Annotated in this window: 14 protein-coding genes; 8 read left to right on the forward strand and 6 right to left on the reverse strand. The window is 62.0% G+C overall.

The features are described 5' to 3' along the window. Nucleotides 1-87: 87 nt before the first annotated feature. Together AB4O22_RS26990 and AB4O22_RS26995 are read left to right on the forward strand one after the other, a co-directional pair. Complete coding sequence (locus AB4O22_RS26990) at nucleotides 88-1,281, forward strand: DUF3142 domain-containing protein (RefSeq protein WP_460097536.1); 1,194 nt, start codon at nucleotides 88-90, stop codon at nucleotides 1,279-1,281. Continuing rightward, nucleotides 1,268-3,418, forward strand: a complete 2,151-nt coding sequence (locus AB4O22_RS26995) for a hypothetical protein (RefSeq protein ID WP_460097537.1) — start codon at nucleotides 1,268-1,270, stop codon at nucleotides 3,416-3,418. The genes AB4O22_RS26990 and AB4O22_RS26995 overlap by 14 nt, the downstream gene beginning before the upstream one ends. 130 nt (nucleotides 3,419-3,548) lie before the next feature. On the opposite strand, the gene lpdA is transcribed toward AB4O22_RS26995, so the two are convergent. Then, nucleotides 3,549-4,952, reverse strand: coding sequence for a dihydrolipoyl dehydrogenase (lpdA, locus tag AB4O22_RS27000; RefSeq protein ID WP_460097538.1), 1,404 nt, complete (start codon nucleotides 4,950-4,952; stop codon nucleotides 3,549-3,551). 218 nt (nucleotides 4,953-5,170) lie between these two features. Between lpdA and AB4O22_RS27005 the strand changes: the two genes are divergently transcribed. From AB4O22_RS27005 to cfaB, 5 genes are all read left to right on the forward strand, one after another. Beyond that, nucleotides 5,171-7,132 carry an SPFH domain-containing protein gene (locus AB4O22_RS27005; protein WP_460097540.1) on the forward strand — a complete coding sequence of 654 codons (1,962 nt, stop codon included), beginning with the start codon at nucleotides 5,171-5,173 and terminating at the stop codon, nucleotides 7,130-7,132. Next, complete coding sequence (hflC, locus tag AB4O22_RS27010) at nucleotides 7,129-8,169, forward strand: protease modulator HflC (protein ID WP_460097541.1); 1,041 nt, start codon at nucleotides 7,129-7,131, stop codon at nucleotides 8,167-8,169. The genes AB4O22_RS27005 and hflC overlap by 4 nt, the downstream gene beginning before the upstream one ends. Continuing rightward, nucleotides 8,166-9,218 carry a protease modulator HflK gene (gene hflK / locus AB4O22_RS27015; RefSeq protein ID WP_460097543.1) on the forward strand — a complete coding sequence of 351 codons (1,053 nt, stop codon included), beginning with the start codon at nucleotides 8,166-8,168 and terminating at the stop codon, nucleotides 9,216-9,218. The genes hflC and hflK overlap by 4 nt, the downstream gene beginning before the upstream one ends. Further along, nucleotides 9,215-11,134, forward strand: coding sequence for a heavy metal translocating P-type ATPase (locus tag AB4O22_RS27020; protein ID WP_460097545.1), 1,920 nt, complete (start codon nucleotides 9,215-9,217; stop codon nucleotides 11,132-11,134). The genes hflK and AB4O22_RS27020 overlap by 4 nt, the downstream gene beginning before the upstream one ends. A 185-nt stretch (nucleotides 11,135-11,319) precedes the next feature. Further along, nucleotides 11,320-12,507 (forward strand): C17 cyclopropane fatty acid synthase CfaB, encoded by a 1,188-nt coding sequence (gene cfaB / locus AB4O22_RS27025; RefSeq protein ID WP_460097547.1) that lies wholly within the window; start codon nucleotides 11,320-11,322, stop codon nucleotides 12,505-12,507. Here the strand turns inward: cfaB and cls are convergent. Continuing rightward, nucleotides 12,504-13,943, reverse strand: a complete 1,440-nt coding sequence (cls, locus tag AB4O22_RS27030) for a cardiolipin synthase (RefSeq protein ID WP_460097548.1) — start codon at nucleotides 13,941-13,943, stop codon at nucleotides 12,504-12,506. The two genes, cfaB and cls, sit on opposite strands and share 4 nt — an antisense overlap. Before the next feature lie 141 nt (nucleotides 13,944-14,084). On the opposite strand from cls, the gene AB4O22_RS27035 reads away from it, so the two are divergent. Next, the gene (locus tag AB4O22_RS27035) at nucleotides 14,085-14,606 is read left to right on the forward strand and encodes a DUF3617 domain-containing protein (protein ID WP_003207015.1); all 522 of its coding nucleotides are present in this window, start codon (nucleotides 14,085-14,087) and stop codon (nucleotides 14,604-14,606) included. A 125-nt stretch (nucleotides 14,607-14,731) separates the two neighbouring features. Here the strand turns inward: AB4O22_RS27035 and AB4O22_RS27040 are convergent, their stop codons facing one another. From AB4O22_RS27040 to folE2, 4 genes are read right to left on the reverse strand one after another with little or no spacing between them, the layout of a single operon-like run. Next, nucleotides 14,732-15,607 carry a metal ABC transporter substrate-binding protein gene (locus AB4O22_RS27040; protein WP_223472483.1) on the reverse strand — a complete coding sequence of 292 codons (876 nt, stop codon included), beginning with the start codon at nucleotides 15,605-15,607 and terminating at the stop codon, nucleotides 14,732-14,734. Nucleotides 15,608-15,618: 11 nt separating this feature from the next. Then, complete coding sequence (locus tag AB4O22_RS27045) at nucleotides 15,619-16,485, reverse strand: metal ABC transporter permease (RefSeq protein ID WP_223472484.1); 867 nt, start codon at nucleotides 16,483-16,485, stop codon at nucleotides 15,619-15,621. Beyond that, nucleotides 16,485-17,153 carry a metal ABC transporter ATP-binding protein gene (locus AB4O22_RS27050; protein WP_223472485.1) on the reverse strand — a complete coding sequence of 223 codons (669 nt, stop codon included), beginning with the start codon at nucleotides 17,151-17,153 and terminating at the stop codon, nucleotides 16,485-16,487. Before AB4O22_RS27050 ends, AB4O22_RS27045 begins: the two co-directional genes overlap by 1 nt. Further along, nucleotides 17,150-18,046: a GTP cyclohydrolase FolE2 gene (gene folE2, locus AB4O22_RS27055; protein ID WP_223472499.1), complete on the reverse strand. Its 897-nt coding sequence runs from the start codon at nucleotides 18,044-18,046 to the stop codon at nucleotides 17,150-17,152. Before folE2 ends, AB4O22_RS27050 begins: the two co-directional genes overlap by 4 nt. Between the last annotated feature and the right edge of the window lie 108 nt (nucleotides 18,047-18,154).

Raw genomic sequence — 18,154 nt, forward strand, 5'->3', positions numbered from 1 at the left:
ACAGCAGGATCAAATCTCCTCTGCATCATTTTCGCTTCGACCCGAGTGGCGGTAATCTGCTGGCCTTTGATGGGTGGTTAAGGCTTCATGACTGTTTTTTTCCGGCTCTCTTTGGCCCTCGCCGTGTTGCTTTTGGAGGGCTGCGAACAACCCCCGGCTCCGGCTCTCGATCAACAGCTGTATGTCTGGCAGCGCCAATGGACCAAGGCCCACGAGCCGGCGCTGCGCCAGAGCCGTGGCGATTTCTCCAGCCTGCGGGTGCTGGCGTTGCAGGCTTTTCCAGGGGCGGGCTGGAGCCGTGCGCGGATCGATCCGGCCTTGCTCAAGGCTGACGGCCGCCCGCTGATCGCCGTGATTCGCCTGGACGGCCAGCTCAAGGCCCTGGACCAGGATGAGGTGATCGCCCAGATCCAGCAGGTGCTGGGCGATTGGCAAGCCCAAGGTCTGACCCCTGTGGGGGTAGAAATCGACCACGATGCCGGCAACGCACGGTTGCCGGCCTATGGAAAATTCCTCGGCCAACTGCGGCAAGTCCTGCCGGTCAACGTGCGGCTGAGTATTACCGCGCTACCGGCCTGGCTCGACAGCCCAGCGTTGCCTGGATTGTTGGAAACGGTGGACAGCAGCGTGCTGCAGGTCCACGCGGTGAGTGACCCAAGGCAGGGATTGTTCGATCCGAAACAGGCCAGGCACTGGGCGCAACGCTGGAGCGAAGTCACCACACGGCCGTTTTATCTGGCCCTGCCGGCATACGGCGTGGCGCTGCTGACCCAGGAGAGTGGCGTTCCTGTGGTGGAAAGCGAAGTGCCGATCGATCGCGCTGGCGAGCGGCGGGAGTTGCTGGCCGATCCGCAACAAGTAGCCGGGCTTGCGGCAGATTTGCGTGCCGATCCGCCGAAACATCTCGCTGGGCTGATCTGGTTTCGCCTGCCGCTGGCCGGCGACCGACGGGCGTGGAGCCTGACCACGCTCGGTGCCGTCGCCCGGGGGGACAACCTGGACAGTCGGCTGGCGTTGCAGTGGGAGGAGCAGGGTGGTTTGTACGATATCCGCCTGGTTAACCAGGGCAATCTCGACAGCCCCTGGCCCCAGCGCCTGACGCTGGCTGTTGGCGCGTGTGACGGCGTCGATGCCTTGGCCGGTTATACGTTGCAACAAACCCCCGGACTGCTTACCTTCACCCGCATTCAGGAAGGCCGCTTGGCTGCTGGCAGCCAACGGGCAATCGGCTGGGCGCGCTGTACGAAAATTGACCAAGGAGGTTTCAATGTTTACCCGTAAGTGGCCTCGTCACCTACTGTGTCTGAGCCTTTGTCTGCCGCTGGGCCCGGCGCTGGCCTGCGGGCCGGATTTCCCGATGCGCCTGCTGGATAACCGCGCCCAGTCGCTGGCTGAATTGCCCGAAGGCAGCTTTCGCTTCGAGATCAGCCGCCTCGGTCAGGCGATTGCCGGGCTCAAGCCGGCCACCGAGGCGACACGCAACCCGGACTACAGCTATGACGACCCGCCCTCCTATGTTGAACAACGCAACCAGGCCGAGCAGATCGGCCTGACCCCGCCGCAGCAAGCGGTGGTCGAGCGCCTGCGGACCCTGACCGATGTCGACCAAGTGGCAGCCGAAGCGGCCAACCTGCCTGATGAACTGCGCCTGTATGCGATTGGCGCGGCGGCTTTCAACGTCGGTGAGCATCAGCGCGCTGTGGAAGCGTTCCAGCAATTGCTGGCGTTACCGGCCGACCAACGTCAATTGCGCAGCACCTGGGCCGCGTATTCCCTCGGCCGGGCCTTGTTCGCCGTGAGCACCGAGGCCGGCAGCGGCGACCCTGTGGTTTTGCAGGACCAGGCGCGAGCGGCGTTTCGCCAGGCCCGCGAGTTGAGCATTTCCGGCTTCAGCGATCCGCTGGAACTGGGCATCGCCAGCCTTGGCGAAGAAGCCCGGGTGGCCTACACCGCTGACGATTGGGACAGTGCCATCGGCCTGTATGCGATCCAGAACCTGCAAGGCTCCCCGGTGGGCTACAGCTCGTTGCTGCAATTGGCCGGTGATTTGAGCGCCCAACCGGATGAGCGCTTGAGCGAATTGCTCAAGTCCAAGGCGGTGCAGCGATTGGTCACTGCCTACCTGCTCAGCCGCGTCGGCTGGTGGGACGGTGAAGAACCCTCTGGCGATAAAAGGCTGTTCGAACTGTTGCGAGCCAACGCCCGGGACAACCTGGACGATGCCGATCGTTTGGCGGCGGTGAGTTACCAGCACGGCGATTACGCCAGCGCCCAGGCTTTTGTGCAGAAGGCTTCCGACACCGGCCTGGCCTGGTGGGTGCGTGCCAAGCTGGCCTTGCGCGACGGCGACAAAGTGGCCGCAGCGGCGGCTTATGCCAAGGCCGCCCAGGCTTTCCCGAACGATGAGTCATGGGGCGGCCGGCGGACACCGGATTGGAACTTCGAGTCGGTGCAGCCCAAGTGCCGGGTCGAAGGTGAAAGCGCGATCCTGGCCTTGCAGCGCGGCGATTACCTGCAAGCCTTCGATCAGCTCTATCGCGGCCAGAGCAACTATTGGTACGACGCTGCCGCAGTCGCCGAGCGTGTGCTGACGGTGGATGAGCTCAAGCAGTACGTTGACGCCCAAGTCCCGGCGCCACCGGCGTTGAGCCAGGAGGATCGGGACAACTATGTGCCGCTGCCCGTGGCTGCGAGCCTGCGCAATCTGCTGGGTCGTCGCTTGCTGAGGGAAGGGCGCTTTGATGAGGCACCGGCTTATTTCGATAACGCAGACTTGCAGAACAAGGCCCGCGCCTATGGGCAATTGCGCCAGGACGCGGAGTCCAAATGGTGGCCAACCCGACGGGCCGAGGCGTATTTCAATGCGTCCTGGATGGCGCGCAAATGGGGCATGGAGTTGCTCGGCTATGAGATGGCGCCGGATTACGCCAGCCTGGGCGGTAGCTACAGCCTGGAACCGGTTGAGCTGAAGGTCGGGCCGCTGGTGGCCGAAGGCGAAGTGCAACGCCAGCAGGCCAGCGCGGCGCAGCCGGACATGCGTTATCACTATCGGTTTGTCGCCACGGCGCTGGCGAGCCAGGCGGCGGATCATTTGCCGCATACCAGCCAGGCGTTTGCGGCGGTGTTGTGTAACGCGGTGGGATACAACTCCAGCCTTGAAGAGCAAAGCGCGTTGTACCAGCGGTATGTGAAGGAAGGTCCATATGTGGATTGGGCATGGAACTTTGGTTATCAGTGCCCCTATCCAGAGTTCAACAAGGCTGACAAACGCTACGTGACCCAGGCCTTGGACCCGATTCGTTCGATGTTGCGACCTTACAAGGGTTGGCTGCAAATGGGCGGTGTGGTGCTGGTAGTGGCGGTGGCGTTGGGGCTGATCAGCCGCCGCCGGCGCAAGGCGCGGATGTCGGCCTCCTAAGCCGAATAACCCATTGTGGGAGCGAGCTTGCTCGTGATGACGGCATAGCAGACGCTACAAAGGCGTATGTGATTGCCCCATCGCGAGCAAGCTCGCTCCCACAGGGGGGTATCACCAATGGGGCGTGCCCCTACATCTGCGTCGCCATCCCCTCCACATTCATGGCCGCCTGGCGCAACGCCTCCGATCGGGTAGGGTGTGGGTGGCAGGTCAGGGCGATGTCCTCGGCTGAGGCGCTGAACTCCATGGCCACGCAGTATTCACCGATCATCTCACTGACGCTCGGGCCCACCAGGTGCACGCCAAGGATCTCATCGGTGCGTTCATCGGCTAGGACCTTGGCGAACCCTTCGGTCTCGTGGTTGATCTTGGCCCGGCTGTTGGCGGTGAAGGGGAACTTGCCGACCTTGTAGGCACGGCCTTCGGCCTTGAGCTGTTCCTCGGTCTTGCCGACGCTGGCCAGTTCCGGACGGGTGTAGATGACGCTGGGAATCAGCGCATAGTTGACCTCGGCGGCCTTGCCGGCGATCTGTTCGATGCACACCATGGCTTCGTCCTCGGCCTTGTGGGCCAGCATCGGTCCGGACGTCACATCACCGATGACCCAGACGCCGGGCGCTTCGGTCCGGTGATGCTGGTTGGCGAGCATGCCGCGCTTATCAGGGCTCAGTCCGACGTTCTCCAGCCCCAGTCCTTGCGTGTAAGGCCGACGACCGATGGCGACCAGCACGTAATCGGCGTCCAGGGTCTGTGCTTCGCCGCCCACCGCCGGTTCGATCTGCAATTGCACGCCGCTGGCCGAGGGAATGGCTCCGGTGACCTTCGAACTCAACTTGAACTGGATGCCCTGTTTACTCAGGGCCCGTTGCAAGGTCTTGCCGGCTTCGCCGTCCACCCCCGGGCAGATGCGATCGAGGTATTCGACCACGGTCACCTGGGCACCCAGGCGCCGCCAGACCGAACCCAGTTCGAGGCCGATGACGCCGGCGCCGATCACCACCAGATGCCGGGGCACCTCACTCAGGGACAAGGCGCCGGTGGAGTCGAGGATACGCTGGTTATCGATGGTCACGCCTGGCAGGGGCGTGGGTTCCGAGCCGGTGGCGATGACGATGTCCTTGGCGCTGAGTTCGGTCTTGGTGCCATCGTCGTCGGTAACGGTCACCTTGCCGGGCCCGTCGATGTGGCCCCAACCTTTGATCCAGTCGACCTTGTTCTTGCGAAACAGAAACTCGATGCCCTTGGTCAGGCCGGCCACGCTTTCGTCCTTCTGCTTCATCATCTGCGCAAGGTTGAGGGTGGGGCTGACTTCAATGCCCAGGTTGGCGAATTCCGTTCCCGTGGCGGCTTCGTACAGTTCCGAGGCATGCAGCAAGGCCTTGGAGGGCATGCAGCCGACATTCAGGCAGGTGCCGCCCAGGGTGGCTCGGCCTTCGACACAGGCGGCTTTCAAGCCCAACTGTCCGGCCCGAATCGCTGCGTTATATCCGCCGGGTCCGCCGCCCAGAATGATCACATCGTAGTTGCTCATCATTGTTCTCCCGCTTGGCCTGATGAAAAATTATGATCGTAATATGAGCGTTTCCAGAGATTTCGGTCAAGGCTTAAGTCAAGAGGCTGGCGCAGGCCTTGTCATGAAGAATTCAAAACGGAAATTTCACAGGAATCGTTATAAGGTAACGGCATATAACGGAGCGTCGGTGGCGTCTGTCCACGGGCCCTGATTTTGATCGCCACGAGTGTTGGAGTGGTATGCAAGTCGATCTTGATGTCGAGGGGGCACAGGTGGCCGAATGGCCACGTTTTCAGCGCGCGTCGTTTCAGGGGCGCCGTCTGAAGCAGATCGCCTTCGCCCTGGGAAGCGTGGCGGGCTTGGGTCTGGTGCTGGCGTTTTTTATCGGGGTGTTTTCGCCACAATCGCTATGGCCGGTTTTGCTGGTCAGCCAAGGCGCGGGACTTTTGGTGCTGGTGGCGGGTTTGCAATCGGCCTGGTGGGTCACGCAATGGCGTAGCAGGGCGCTGCTGCCAGCTGTGGATAACCTGCCTGCGGAAAACGAGCCTGTTGATAACCTGGGTTGGTATGAACGGCTGCTGGAGCGAATTGGCGCTCGCGCGGTCGGCCTGCTGAAACAGATCGGTGCGCCTGCGTTGTGGCTGGCCGGGTGGTCAGTGCTGGTATTGCTGGGCCTGGAGCAAGCCTGGAACTTGCAACTGCCGGCTGCCGCCCTCGGTGTCTCGGCCAGTGTGGGAGCGGTGTTGTCGTTGTTGTTGGCGTTCGGGCTATTGGTGTTCGAGCGGCAATTGGTCCAGCAATCTCCCGCGGAATGGCCGGAAGCGCCGCCGCTGGTGCAACTGACGCGGGTAACGATCATCGTGCTGGTGCTCGGCGCTTTGTGTTTGTTATTCGCCGCAGAAACGTCCATCTGGCCGCTGCGCCTGGCCGTGCTGATGGGACTATTGCCGGGCGTGGTAGCGGCGGAGTTGTTGCTGCGCGCCGTGCTGTCGTTATTCATCCCGCGCCGGGACGCTTTGGAACCGACGCTGCTGGGCCGTAGTGTCATCGCCGATCTGCTGCGCTGGCCGCCGCAACCGTTGCTGGCCTTGCAACATGAATTGCACAACCGTTTTGGCATCGACTTGCGCCAGATCTGGGCCTTCAGCTACATGCGCCGGGCTTTTTTACCGGTGTTGGCGCTGGTGTCGCTGGTGGGCTGGTTGTTGACGGGCGTGCACGAAGTGCCGCTGCAGGGACGTGGCATCTATGAGCGTTTTGGCAAACCGGTAGAGGTGTTCGGTCCGGGCTTGCATGTCGCGTTGCCTTGGCCGTGGGGCAGGGTGCTCAACGTCGAGAATGGCGTTGTGCATGAATTGGCGACCAGCGTCGCGGAGAGTCGGGCAGTGGTCGAGGCTGAACCGGCGGAGGGACCGGCGCCGGCAATCGCCAATCGGTTGTGGGACGCCAGCCATGTGAACGACAAGTCCCAGGTCATTGCCAGTCGTCGTGCCGACCAGCAGAGCTTCCAGATCGTCAACATGGACGTGCGCTTTGTCTATCGCATCGGCCTGACGGACGCCGCGGCATTGGCGGCGACCTACAACAGCGCCGATGTGCCGACGCTGATCCGCAGCACCGCCAGCCGCATCCTGGTGCATGAATTTGCATCGCGCACGCTGGACGGTTTGCTGGGTGCGGACCGTGTCAGCCTCGCCGACGAAATCGGTCGCGCCGTCCAGGCTGATTTGCAATCGCTCGATAGCGGTGTGGAAATCCTGGCGACGGTGGTGGAGGCGATTCATCCGCCGGCCGGTGCGGCCAATGCCTACCACGGCGTACAGGCGGCGCAGATCGGCGCGCAGGCATTGATCGCCCGAGAGCGCGGCGCGGCGGCGGAACAGACCAACCAGGCACAATTGCAAGCCAGCGTCGCCCATGACCAAGCCACGGCCACCGCCCGGGAAATCAACGCGACTGCCCAGGCCGCCGACCTGCGCTTCAATGCCGACCGCAAAGCCTACGCCACGGCGGGGCACGCTTTTGTACTGGAGCATTACCTGAGCCAACTCAGCCAGGGCCTGGCCAATGCCCGGTTGCTGATTCTCGACCATCGCCTGGGCGGCAGCGGCAACGCGCCGACCATCGACTTGCGTACCTTCACGCTGCCGGCAGACCCCGCGTCGCCGCGTAACCCTGTCCCGCCAGGAGCTGCCCATTGAGCCAGTCCTCTTCACACGATCACCACGACCACGCTGGTCACGATCACGGCCATGCCGGTCATCACCATGGCCATCATCACCACCATCATGGCGATCCGCAACAGGCCGGTCCGTTCCCGTGGCGGCGGATGGGTTGGGCGGCGTTGCTGGTGGCGTTTGCCGTTGCGGCCGCAAGCCTGGTGCAAGTGCGCTCGGGGGAGGCCACGGTCATCACTCGTTTCGGTAATCCGGCGCGGGTACTGCTGCAACCTGGCTTGAGTTGGCGCTGGCCGGCGCCGTTCGAGGCGGCGATTCCGGTGGACCTGCGGTTACGCACCACCTCCAGCGGTTTGCAGGATGTCGGCACCCGTGATGGGCTGCGGATCATCGTCCAGGCCTATGTGGCGTGGCAGGTGCAAGGTGATCCGGAAAACGTGCAGCGTTTCATGCGCGCGGTGCAGAACCAACCGGACGAAGCCGCACGGCAGATCCGCACCTTCGTCGGCTCGGCGCTGGAAACCACCGCCGCCAGTTTTGACCTGGCGAACCTGGTCAATACCGATGCCAGCCAGGTGCGCATCGCCGATTTCGAAGCTCAGCTGCGTCAGCAGATCGATCAACAGTTGCTCACCACTTACGGCGTGCGCGTGTTGCAAGTCGGTGTCGAACGCCTGACCTTGCCCTCGGTGACACTGACGGCGACGGTGGATCGCATGCGCGCCGAGCGTGAAACCATCGCCACCGAACGCACCGCCGTCGGCAAGCGCGAGGCGGCGCAGATTCGCTCCGCCGCGGAACGTGATGCGCGAGTCATGCAAGCCGATGCCACGGTGAAGGCCGCAGATATCGAAGCGCAGTCGCGGGTAGAAGCGGCTGAGATCTATGGTCGGGCATACGCCGGCTCCCCGCAGCTCTACAACCTGCTCCGTTCGTTGGACACCTTGGGCACCATTGTCAGTCCAGGCACGAAGCTGATTTTGCGCACCGATGCGGCGCCATTCCGTGTCCTGGTGGACGGTCCTGGTTCCGTGGAAGGCAAAGGTGGAACACAACCATGAGTTTGGTTCCACGTGGAACAAACGAGTTATCCAGCCCGTGGATCCAGGCCGGACGACTGGCATTTCTTGCGCTTTACGCGGTCACGGTGCTGGCGGCGTTGGCCTGGGTCTTTTCTAACGTGCGGCAGATCGATCCGCAGAATCGTGCGGTGGTGCTGCACTTTGGTGCCTTGGATCGCATCCAGAATGCCGGCCTCTTGTTGGCGTGGCCTCGTCCTGTGGAACAAGTGGTCTTGCTGCCCGCTGCGGATCGGGTGCTTGAGCGGCGGGTGGAAAATCTGCTGCGTTCGGATGAGGCCCTGCAAGCCGATCGTGTCGCCAGTTTCGCCACGCCAGTCAGCGATGCGCTGGCCGGTTCTGGTTATTTATTGACCGGTGATGCCGGCGTGGTGCAACTGGATGTGCGGGTGTTCTACAAAGTCACCGACCCTTATTCCTTCGTCTTGCAAGGTGAACATGTCCTGCCGGCACTGGACCGGTTGGCGACCCGCAGTGCCGTGGCCCTGACTGCAGCCCGGGATCTGGACACCATTCTGGTGGCTCGCCCCGAACTGATGGGTAGCGACAACCAGGCGGCCGAGCGCCGCGAACGCTTGCGTGGCGATCTGGTGCAGGGGCTTAACCGACGCCTGGCTGACCTGGCGGCGACAGGGGAGGGGTTGGGTATCGAAGTGGTGCGGGTCGATGTGCAATCGAGTCTGCCGGGGCCGGCGGTGAGTGCCTTCAACGCGGTGCTGACGGCCAGTCAGCAGGCCGATAAAGCCGTGGCCAACGCGCGCACCGAAGCCGAAAAGCTCACCCAGGCCGCCCGCCAAGACGCCGACCGTGCCGTGCAGGTCGCCCATGCCCAGGCCAGCGAACGGCTCGCCAAGGCTTCGGCCGACACGGCCACGGTGCTGGGCCTGGCGAAGACCCAAGGCAGCTATCCGCAAATGCTGCTGCGCCTGTATCGCGAACGCATGCCTGCCATCCTTCGCCACGCCGGTTCAGTGACCACGGTCGACCCGAAAGACGATGCCCACCTGATCATCCAGGGAGCCGGACAATGACCGCCCAAACCAGCGCTGTACCGATGTTGTCTTCAACGGAACAACGCATCGCCGCCCGGCAACTGACCTTGGCGATGCTCGCCCTCGGCTTGCTCGCATTGGGCCTGGCATGGCGTGGTTGGTCGCCGGAGCAGAGCGGTGTCAGCCAACTGCTGTTGGGGTTCGCCTCGCTGTTGGTGGCAGTGCCGGTGATGCGTTCGGCCTGGTACAGCTTGCGTTACCCAAGCTTGCACGGGATTACCGACCAACTTATCGCCCTGGCGATGCTCGGTGCCTGGGCCACTGGCGATCTGCTGACGGCGGCGTTGTTGCCGATCATCATGATCTTCGGGCATGTGCTGGAAGAGCGCAGCGTCATTGGCTCCCAGGAGGCGATCCATGCCCTCGGCCAACTGACCCGCAGCCAAGGTCGCAAGGTGCAGGCCGACGGATCGATCATCGATGTCGACAACGCGACGCTCCAGCCTGGCGATGTCGTGGAGGTGCGCGCGGGCGATCGGGTGCCGGCCGATGGTCGTGTGTTGTCCGGCCAAGCCAGCCTCGACACCGCGCCCATCACGGGTGAGTCGGTGCCGTTGGAGGCTGTGGTCGGCACTGAGGTCTTTGGTGGCGCGATCAACCTGGATGGTCTGCTGCGCCTGGAAGTGACCCGGACCGGCGAAGAATCCACCTTGGGCAAGGTCATTGCCCTGATGCAAAACGCCGAACGCTCCAAGCCGCCCATCACTCGCTTGCTGGAACGCTACGCCGGCAGTTACCTGGTACTGGTGTTGTTGCTGGCGGCGGTGACCTGGTTCGTGACCAACGATGCCCAGGCGATGCTGGCGGTATTGGTCGCCGCCTGTCCTTGTGCGTTGGTGCTGTCGGCGCCGGCCACTGCCATTGCCGGGATCGCGGTGGCGGCGCGCCACGGGATCCTGATTCGCAGCTCGGCCTTCCTGGAAGAACTGGCGGACCTGACGTCGTTGGTTGTCGACAAGACCGGCACCCTGACCTACGGCGTCCTGCGCCTGCAATCCATTGAACATGCCCAGGATGCTCCCTCATCGTTGCTGCTGCCTTTGGCTGCCAGCCTCGGTTCGGCCAGCAGTCATCCGGTCAGTCGTGCGTTGGCGGGGCTGGTGGAACAGGAAGACTGCCTGGCGCTGACGGACATCCATGAGCGCCAGGGCCTGGGGGTGGTCGCGATGACCGCCTGGGGTGAAGCGGCGCTTGGGCGGCCAGAGTTGTTTGCGCAGATGGGCATTCAAACGTCTGCGGTCCCGGAGCACGACGGCCCGATTGCCGGCCTGGCCCTGGACGGGCAGTTCCTCGCCTGGCTGTTGTTGGCCGACAGCGTCAAGCCGGAGGCACGGATGGCCATGGCCGAGCTGCGCGAGCTGGGCCTGGGGCGGCAGTTGCTGTTGACCGGCGACCGCCAGAGCGTGGCCACGACCCTGGCCCGGGATGTCGGCATCGGCGACCTGCAAGCCCAGGCCCTACCGGAAGACAAACTCAAGCGAGTCATGGCCGAAATCGACCATGGATTCCGCCCCATGGTGGTGGGCGATGGCATCAACGATTCCCTGGCGCTCAAGGCCGGGGTGGTCGGCGTTGCAATGGGCGCCGGCGGCGCCGATATCGCCCTGGCATCGGCAGACATCGTGCTGATCGGCAGCGACCTGCGCCGTCTCGGCACTTGCGTGCGATTGAGCCGCCAGTGCCGACGCACGTTGCAGGTCAACGTGATCATTGGCCTGGGCTGGACGCTGGCTATCGTCGCCTTTGCCGCCTTCGGTTGGCTCGGCGCGGCGGGGGCGATGATTGCTGCGCTGCTGCACAATCTCAGTACCCTGCTAGTGTTAGGTAATGCAGGGCGACTGCTGCGGTTCCAGGAGCCACTCCTGAAAATCCAAGCGAAGGGAGCCGTTGGATAACCCTTGGCGAACTGTGCGTCACCCTTGCAGTCTCTGTTGGAGAGGGCGCACCCATACTGGCAGTACCCGGCACAAGGAGTGAATTTGGGACGGTGATAGAAAAAGGCTATAAATTCGATAGCCTGCTATTTTTCTATGATGGTCTACCCTCATTTTCAGACGTCTGAAACAAGGGGGGATTTTTCATGCTCGCGCAACTTCCACCGGCCTTACAGAATCTGCACCTACCGCTTCGGTTGCGGCTCTGGGATGGCCATGAGTTTTCACTGGGTGACGACCCCAGTGTCACGATCGTGGTCAAGGACCCACAAATGGTCGCGCAATTCACCCATCCCAGCCTGGATGCGCTAGGAGCGGCATTCGTCGAAGGCAAACTGGAACTCGAAGGTTCGATTCACGAAGTCATTCGTGTCTGCGATGAATGGAGCCAGGCCTTGGTCGAGGATGACGCCGACAACCCGCCGGTTAGATCACTCCACGACAAGGAAACCGACGCCAAGGCGATCTCCTATCACTACGATCTTTCCAACGCGTTCTATCAGCTGTGGCTCGACAGTGACATGGCCTATTCCTGCGCCTATTTCGAGACGGGCAGTGAAAGCCTCGAACAGGCCCAGCAAGCCAAATTCCGCCACTTGTGTCGCAAGCTGCGATTACAGTCGGGTGACTACCTGCTGGATGTCGGATGTGGGTGGGGCGGCCTGGCGCGTTACGCCGCACGCGAGTTTGGTGCCAAGGTCTTCGGTATTACCTTGAGCAAGGCACAGCTGACCCTGGCTCGGGAACGGGTCAAGGCAGAGGGCCTGGAGGATCTGGTCGAGTTGCAATTGCTGGACTACCGCGACCTGCCCCAGGACGGTCGCTTCGACAAAGTGGTCAGCGTCGGTATGTTCGAGCATGTTGGCCACGCCAACCTCGAGCAGTACTGCAAGACGCTGTTCGGCGCGGTGCGTGAGGGCGGCCTGGTGATGAACCATGGCATCACTGCCAAGCACACCGACGGTCGTCCGGTCGGTCGTGGTGCCGGTGAATTCATCGAGAAGTATGTATTCCCCAACGGCGAGCTGCCGCACCTGTCGATGATCTCTGCCGAGATCAGCGAAGCGGGACTCGAAATCGTCGATGTGGAAAGCCTGCGCCTGCATTACGCGCGCACGCTCGATCACTGGAGTGAACGCCTGGAGGACAATCTCGAGGCCGCCGCGAAGGAAGTGCCGGAACAGGCGTTGCGGATCTGGCGTCTGTACCTGGCCGGCTGTGCCTACGCGTTCGCCAAGGGCTGGATCAATCTGCACCAGATCCTGGCGGTGAAGGCCCACGCTGACGGTAGCCATGAGTTGCCCTGGACCCGCGACGACATCTACACCCCTTAGAGAATCGGGGAAATAAGCCGGGCGACCCGCATGCCGATCTTCTGCAGGCGGTGGGTCTCCCGACTTTCCTGTTTGTCGATTTCCACGGCTTGGGCGAAGTCCTGCTCAAGCATCTGCTCGACCTCGGTGGCGAACGGAATATCCACCGTGAGCAGCATGACTTCGAAATTCAGGCGGAACGAACGGTTGTCCAGGTTCGCGCTGCCAATGGCGCTGATTTCCCGGTCGATCAGCACCACTTTCTGATGCAGGAAACCCGGTGTATAGCGGAACAACCGCACACCGGCCCGCACCGCTTCAAACGCATACAGGCTGGACGCGGCGTAGACGATCTTGTGGTCCGGCCGCGAGGGCAGCAGGATGCGCACATCCACCCCGCGCAGCACCGCCAGGCGCAAGGCCGCGAACACCGCTTCGTCAGGGATGAAGTAAGGCGTTGTGATCCAGACTCGCTCGCTGGCCGCATGAATAGCCTCGACAAAAAACAGCGAACAGGTTTCGTAGGCATCGGCCGGGCCGCTGGTCAGCAACTGGCAGAGCACACCGTCGTCCGGATAGGTGTCTGGCAGGATCAGCGGTGGCAGCGAACGGGCCGCCCAGAACCAGTCCTCGGCAAACGACTCTTGCATACTCCCCACCACCGGGCCGCAGACTTCGACATGAGTGTCGCGCCATGGCGCCAGGGGCGGCTTTTCGCCCATGTATTCATCGCCCACGTTGTGTCCGCCAACGAAGCCTAGAACGCCATCCACCGCCACGATCTTGCGGTGGTTGCGAAAGTTGACCTGGAACCGATTGAGCCAGCCGCTGCGGGTGGCGAAGGCTTTCACGTGGACACCACCGTCGCGCAGCGCCTGGACGTAGCGGTGGGGCAGGGAGTGGCTGCCAATGCGGTCGTAAAGCAGATACACCGCCACACCTTCAGCGGCTTTTTTCAGGAGCAGTGTCTGTAGGCGTAGGCCGAGGGAGTCATCGTGGATGATGAAAAATTGAATCAGCACGGCCTGCCGCGCGTTATCGATAGCCTGGAAGATTGCCTCGAACGTGGCCTGCCCATTGACGAGCAAGCGCACCTGATTGTTCGCCAGGCACGGTGTGCGCCCCAGCTTGGGCATGGCCCGCAGCGAGTCGTAGGCCTGGGACGCGCGAGCGGTCAAAGCCTCTTCGACCCACGGCCGCCAGTTCAGCTCGGAGATCGCCTTGCGCATCTCTTCGTTGGCTTGTCGGCGCGCCTTGATGTAGCCATCAAAGGTGCTACGTCCGAAAACCAGGTAAGGAATCAACGTCAGGTAGGGAATAAACAGCAGCGACAGGGCCCAGGCAATCGAGCCTTGGGCCGTGCGCACCGTCAATACGGCGTGGACGGCGGCGATGGAACCCAGGGTGTGGAGCAGCGCGATCAGGTAACCGAAAACATGCGGGCCGAAATAATCCATGGGGCATTCTTGCTCCGGAAGTTTCAATGCTTAACAGACCATGATCCATGGCGAATGTCGCTATTTAATTCACTCGTCCCGGGCCTGAACCGAAGCCTGTGGGCGGCGTCTAACGGCCACTTGTCCTCTGGAGTTTATGCAATGAATGTTCGTCTGCTGGGTGTGGCCTTGGCAATGGGGTTGTCGGTTCCGATGGCGGCTCAGGCGCAGATGCTCCAGCCGGGTTTGTGGGAGCTGACCACCAGCAACATGAAGGTCGATAACCAGAACCTGCCAGACCTGCAACTGATCCTGGGCCAGGTGCAGAACCAGATGACTCCGGAACAACGGGCGATGCTGGAAAAGCAGGGCATCACCATGGGCGGTAAAGGCATCCGTGTCTGCCTGACCCCGGCGCAGGTGCAAACCAATGACATTCCGCTGCAAGACCCGCAATCGGGTTGCAAGCAGCAGATCACCGAGCGCACCGGCAATCAGTGGAAGTTTCGCTTCAGTTGCCCGAAAGCCCAGGGTAATGGCGTTGCGACGTTCCAGAGCGATCGTGAGTTCACCACCAAGGTCAACGGCACGTTCAATGCCACCGGCATCCAGCAGAACGGCAGTCTCGACACTCGCGCGGTGTGGCTGGGGCAGGATTGCGGGACGGTCAAGCCGAGGGCTTGAAGCGGGTATGAAGTAATCGTTTGGAGAATCTGTGGGAGCAAAGCTTGCTCGCGACGCAAACAACTCGGTACATCGCCAGGGGCGTCACCGTTCATCGCAGGCAAGCCTTGCTCCGACAAATGCTCTCAAGGCCGACTCAGCGCCTCATACAACGTATTGAGGTTGTATTCGAACAGACCAGTAAAGGTGCTGGCCGGTCCGCTGGCCGCGAGTGCATCGGAATACAGCGTGCCGCCGATGTGCGCGCCGCTCTCGTCGGCGATCTGCTTGAGCAGGCGTGCGTCCTTGATGTTTTCCATGAACACCGCTTTGACCTTCGCCTGACGGATCTGGGTAATCAGTGCCGCGACTTCTGCTGCCGACGGTTCACGCTCTGTGGATAAACCCTGGGGCGCCATGAACTCGATGCCATAGGCTTGGCCCAGGTAACCGAATGCATCGTGGGAGGTCACGATCTTGCGATTGCCTGGTGGCAATGCACCGAGCTTGGCCTTGGCTTCGGCGAGCAGGGCGTAGATTTTCTTCAGGTACGCCTGGCTGTTGCGTTCGTAATCGGCCTTGTTGGACGGGTCGGCAGCTTCCAATGCCTTGGTGATGTTGCTGACATACAGCTCGGCATTCGCCAGGTTGTGCCATGTGTGCGGGTCGGGGATGGTCTCGCCATCCTCATCCAGTGAGCGCGGGATGACGCCGCGGCTGGCGCTGATCACCGGAGCAGTGGTTTCAGTGCTGGTCACCAGGCGATCCAACCATGGCTCGAAGCCCAGTCCATTCTTGATGATCAGTTTTGCCTTGAGCAGTGCCTTGGCGTCGTCTGGCGTGGGTTCGTAGGTGTGTGCATCGGTGTCCGGGCCGACCATGTTGGTGATGTGGATATGCTCACCGCCGACCTGTCGGGTCATGTCGGCGAGGATGCTGAAGCTCGTCACCACCTGGAGCTTTTCGGCGGCGGACAGGGACATGGACAGCATCAGACTGAATAGCACGAGCAGAACGCGCATCGGGAAACACCTCATTGGGATGTGAGCAAAGGCGGGCGGCGCAGCAAACCGTGCACCGGACCGAATACCACCGACAGTAGGTACAACACGCCCGCCACCAGTACGATGGACGGCCCACTGGGCAGTGAGTAATAGAAGGACAACAACAGGCCAAGCCACACCGAGAGGCAACCAAGCAGCGCCGCGATCAGCATCAGCAGTGGCAGGCGACGGCTCCAGAATCGCGACGCGGCGGCTGGCAACATCATCAGGCCGACCACCATCAGCGCACCGATGGCCTGGAAGCCAATCACCAGGTTCAACACCACCAGGGTCAGGAACACACCATGGGCCAACGGGCCGAGACGACTGACGGTTTGCAGGAACAGTGGGTCCAGCGTATCGAGCAGCAACGGTCGGTAAATCAACGCCATCACCAACAGGCTGGCACCGGATACCCAGAGCATGCCGGTAAGTGTCGGGCCGTCTACCGCCAGCGCCGAGCCGAACAGCAAGTGAAGCAAGTCCAGGCGTTTACCGGCCATGCCGAGGATCAACACGCCGGCCGCCAGAGAGATGGGATAAATCGCCGCGAGGCTGGCATCTTCCCGTAGGCCGGTGCGCCGGGTAATCCAGGCGGCGAGTCCGGCCATGCTCAGGCCCGCGCCCAGGCCGCCAATGGTCAATGCTGGCAGGCTCAGCCCGGCGAACCAGAAACCCAGGGCGGCGCCAGGCAGAATGCCGTGCGCTACGGCGTCACCAATCAGGCTCATGCGCCGAAGAATCAGGAACACGCCCAACGGCGCCGTGCTGCACGCCAGCACCAGGCCGCCGAGCAAGGCCCTGCGCATGAAGACAAACTCTTGAAACGGTTGCCAGAGATGAGTGGCCGCAAGCATCAGGCCACCCACGTGTGGGGTTGTTGAGCGATCAAGTCGACGCTGCGGCCCAGCACGCAGCCGGTGTTGCTGATCAGCAGCGTATGGGGGATATGTTGGCGGACCGCTGCCAGATCATGGCATACCACCACGACGGTTCGGCCCTGGGCGTGCCAGTGATAGAGATGTTTCCACAGCAGCGCCTGGCCCTGTTCGTCGAGGGCGGCGTGGGGTTCGTCGAGCAACAGCAGTGGCGCTTCGGCCAGGCTCAGGCGAGCGAGCAGGGCGCGTTGCAGCTCGCCCCCAGACAGCGCCATTAGCGGACGATGTTCGAGGCCGGTCAGCGCCCAGTCGGCCAGTACGGTCTGGAGCAACTGCCTTCGCATCGCTGGCGTGTGTCGATTACCCCAGGAACCGGCGGCCACCAACTCTTGCAAACTGATGGGGAATTGCCGATCCAGATGTTGCTGCTGCGGCATGAACGAAACCCCACCACACCGTGGAACATCCAGGGTGACTTTGCCGGAGAGCGGTTTTTGCAGCCCCGCGAGCACTTTCAACAGGCTGCTTTTGCCCGAGCCGTTGGCACCGATAATGGCGGTGAGACTGCCGGCCTCTCGCTGCATCGCGAGCGGCGGCGTGAGGGGTTGTCCGGGGGCACCCCAGCGCAGTGCTTGACAGTTGATCATGATGCCTCCCGGGTCCAGCTGCTTTGCGCCACGGCGTCATGGGCGTGCAGGCTTTCGGCGTGAACGACGCGCACATTCAGCGCAACGATGTCCGGTGACCGCCTCAGGGCTGTGCTTAATCGCCGCGCTGCGTCTTCGCAGAACATCAGGTTTTGGCCGTTGGCCAGGGCGAAGGCCTGTTCATCGGCGCGCTTGACGGCGGTTTGCACAGCGGTGCCGAGGGCTGCTTCGGCTTCGTTGATGAAAGACTGCAGCGGTAAATCGTCGGCATCGGCATTCAGGTGTAGGGTCAGGCTCGCCGTACTGCGTTGGCTATGAGGGGTGGCGACAATGCCATTCGATGAACCTAGCCAGGCCAGGATCTCGGCGTGCTCAAGTTTCTTGTTAGCGAAGTCATCGACGAATTGCTGTTGGATCAATTGCCGGGCAAGTGCGGCCGAACAAGGGCAGGTGGAGGAATAGGGAATCTGGATTTTCAGTTCCACGTGGAACATTGCGTTTTTCAAGTGGGCTTCGATGCTCACCGGGTAGCGTTTCCAACCCTCAAGCGGGCTGATGAGTGCCGGACGCTTGAGCAGCAGATCGGTATACACACTGAGCGATGCCGCGTGGGACAAACCTTCATGGCTATCGAGAAATTGCTGAAGGATTCGACGCAATAACGCCGGCGAAAGCGTCGTCTCTTCGAGCAGCTCTAGCGCCAGATATAATCGTGACATGTGAATGCCGCGCGCCTCACCGTCATCAAGGCTGACACCTGCGTCGGCCATTGCACTGAGACGTTGGCCGTCAATCAACACCGGTGTTGCGATGCCGCACATACCCACCCAATCAAGGGGCAGGGTTTGACGTGAAGCCTGCGCTGCGATGTCGGGCAGGGTTAACGCGTTCATGGTCAAGGTCCATCGAAGGTTCAAAATTAGATGTTATAGTATAACAACTAATTTAGAGAAACCTTTTCCATGAAAGGAGTTTCATCTCCCTAAACGTTTACGTTCCAC

The organism is Pseudomonas sp. S3_B11 (genome assembly GCF_054667715.1).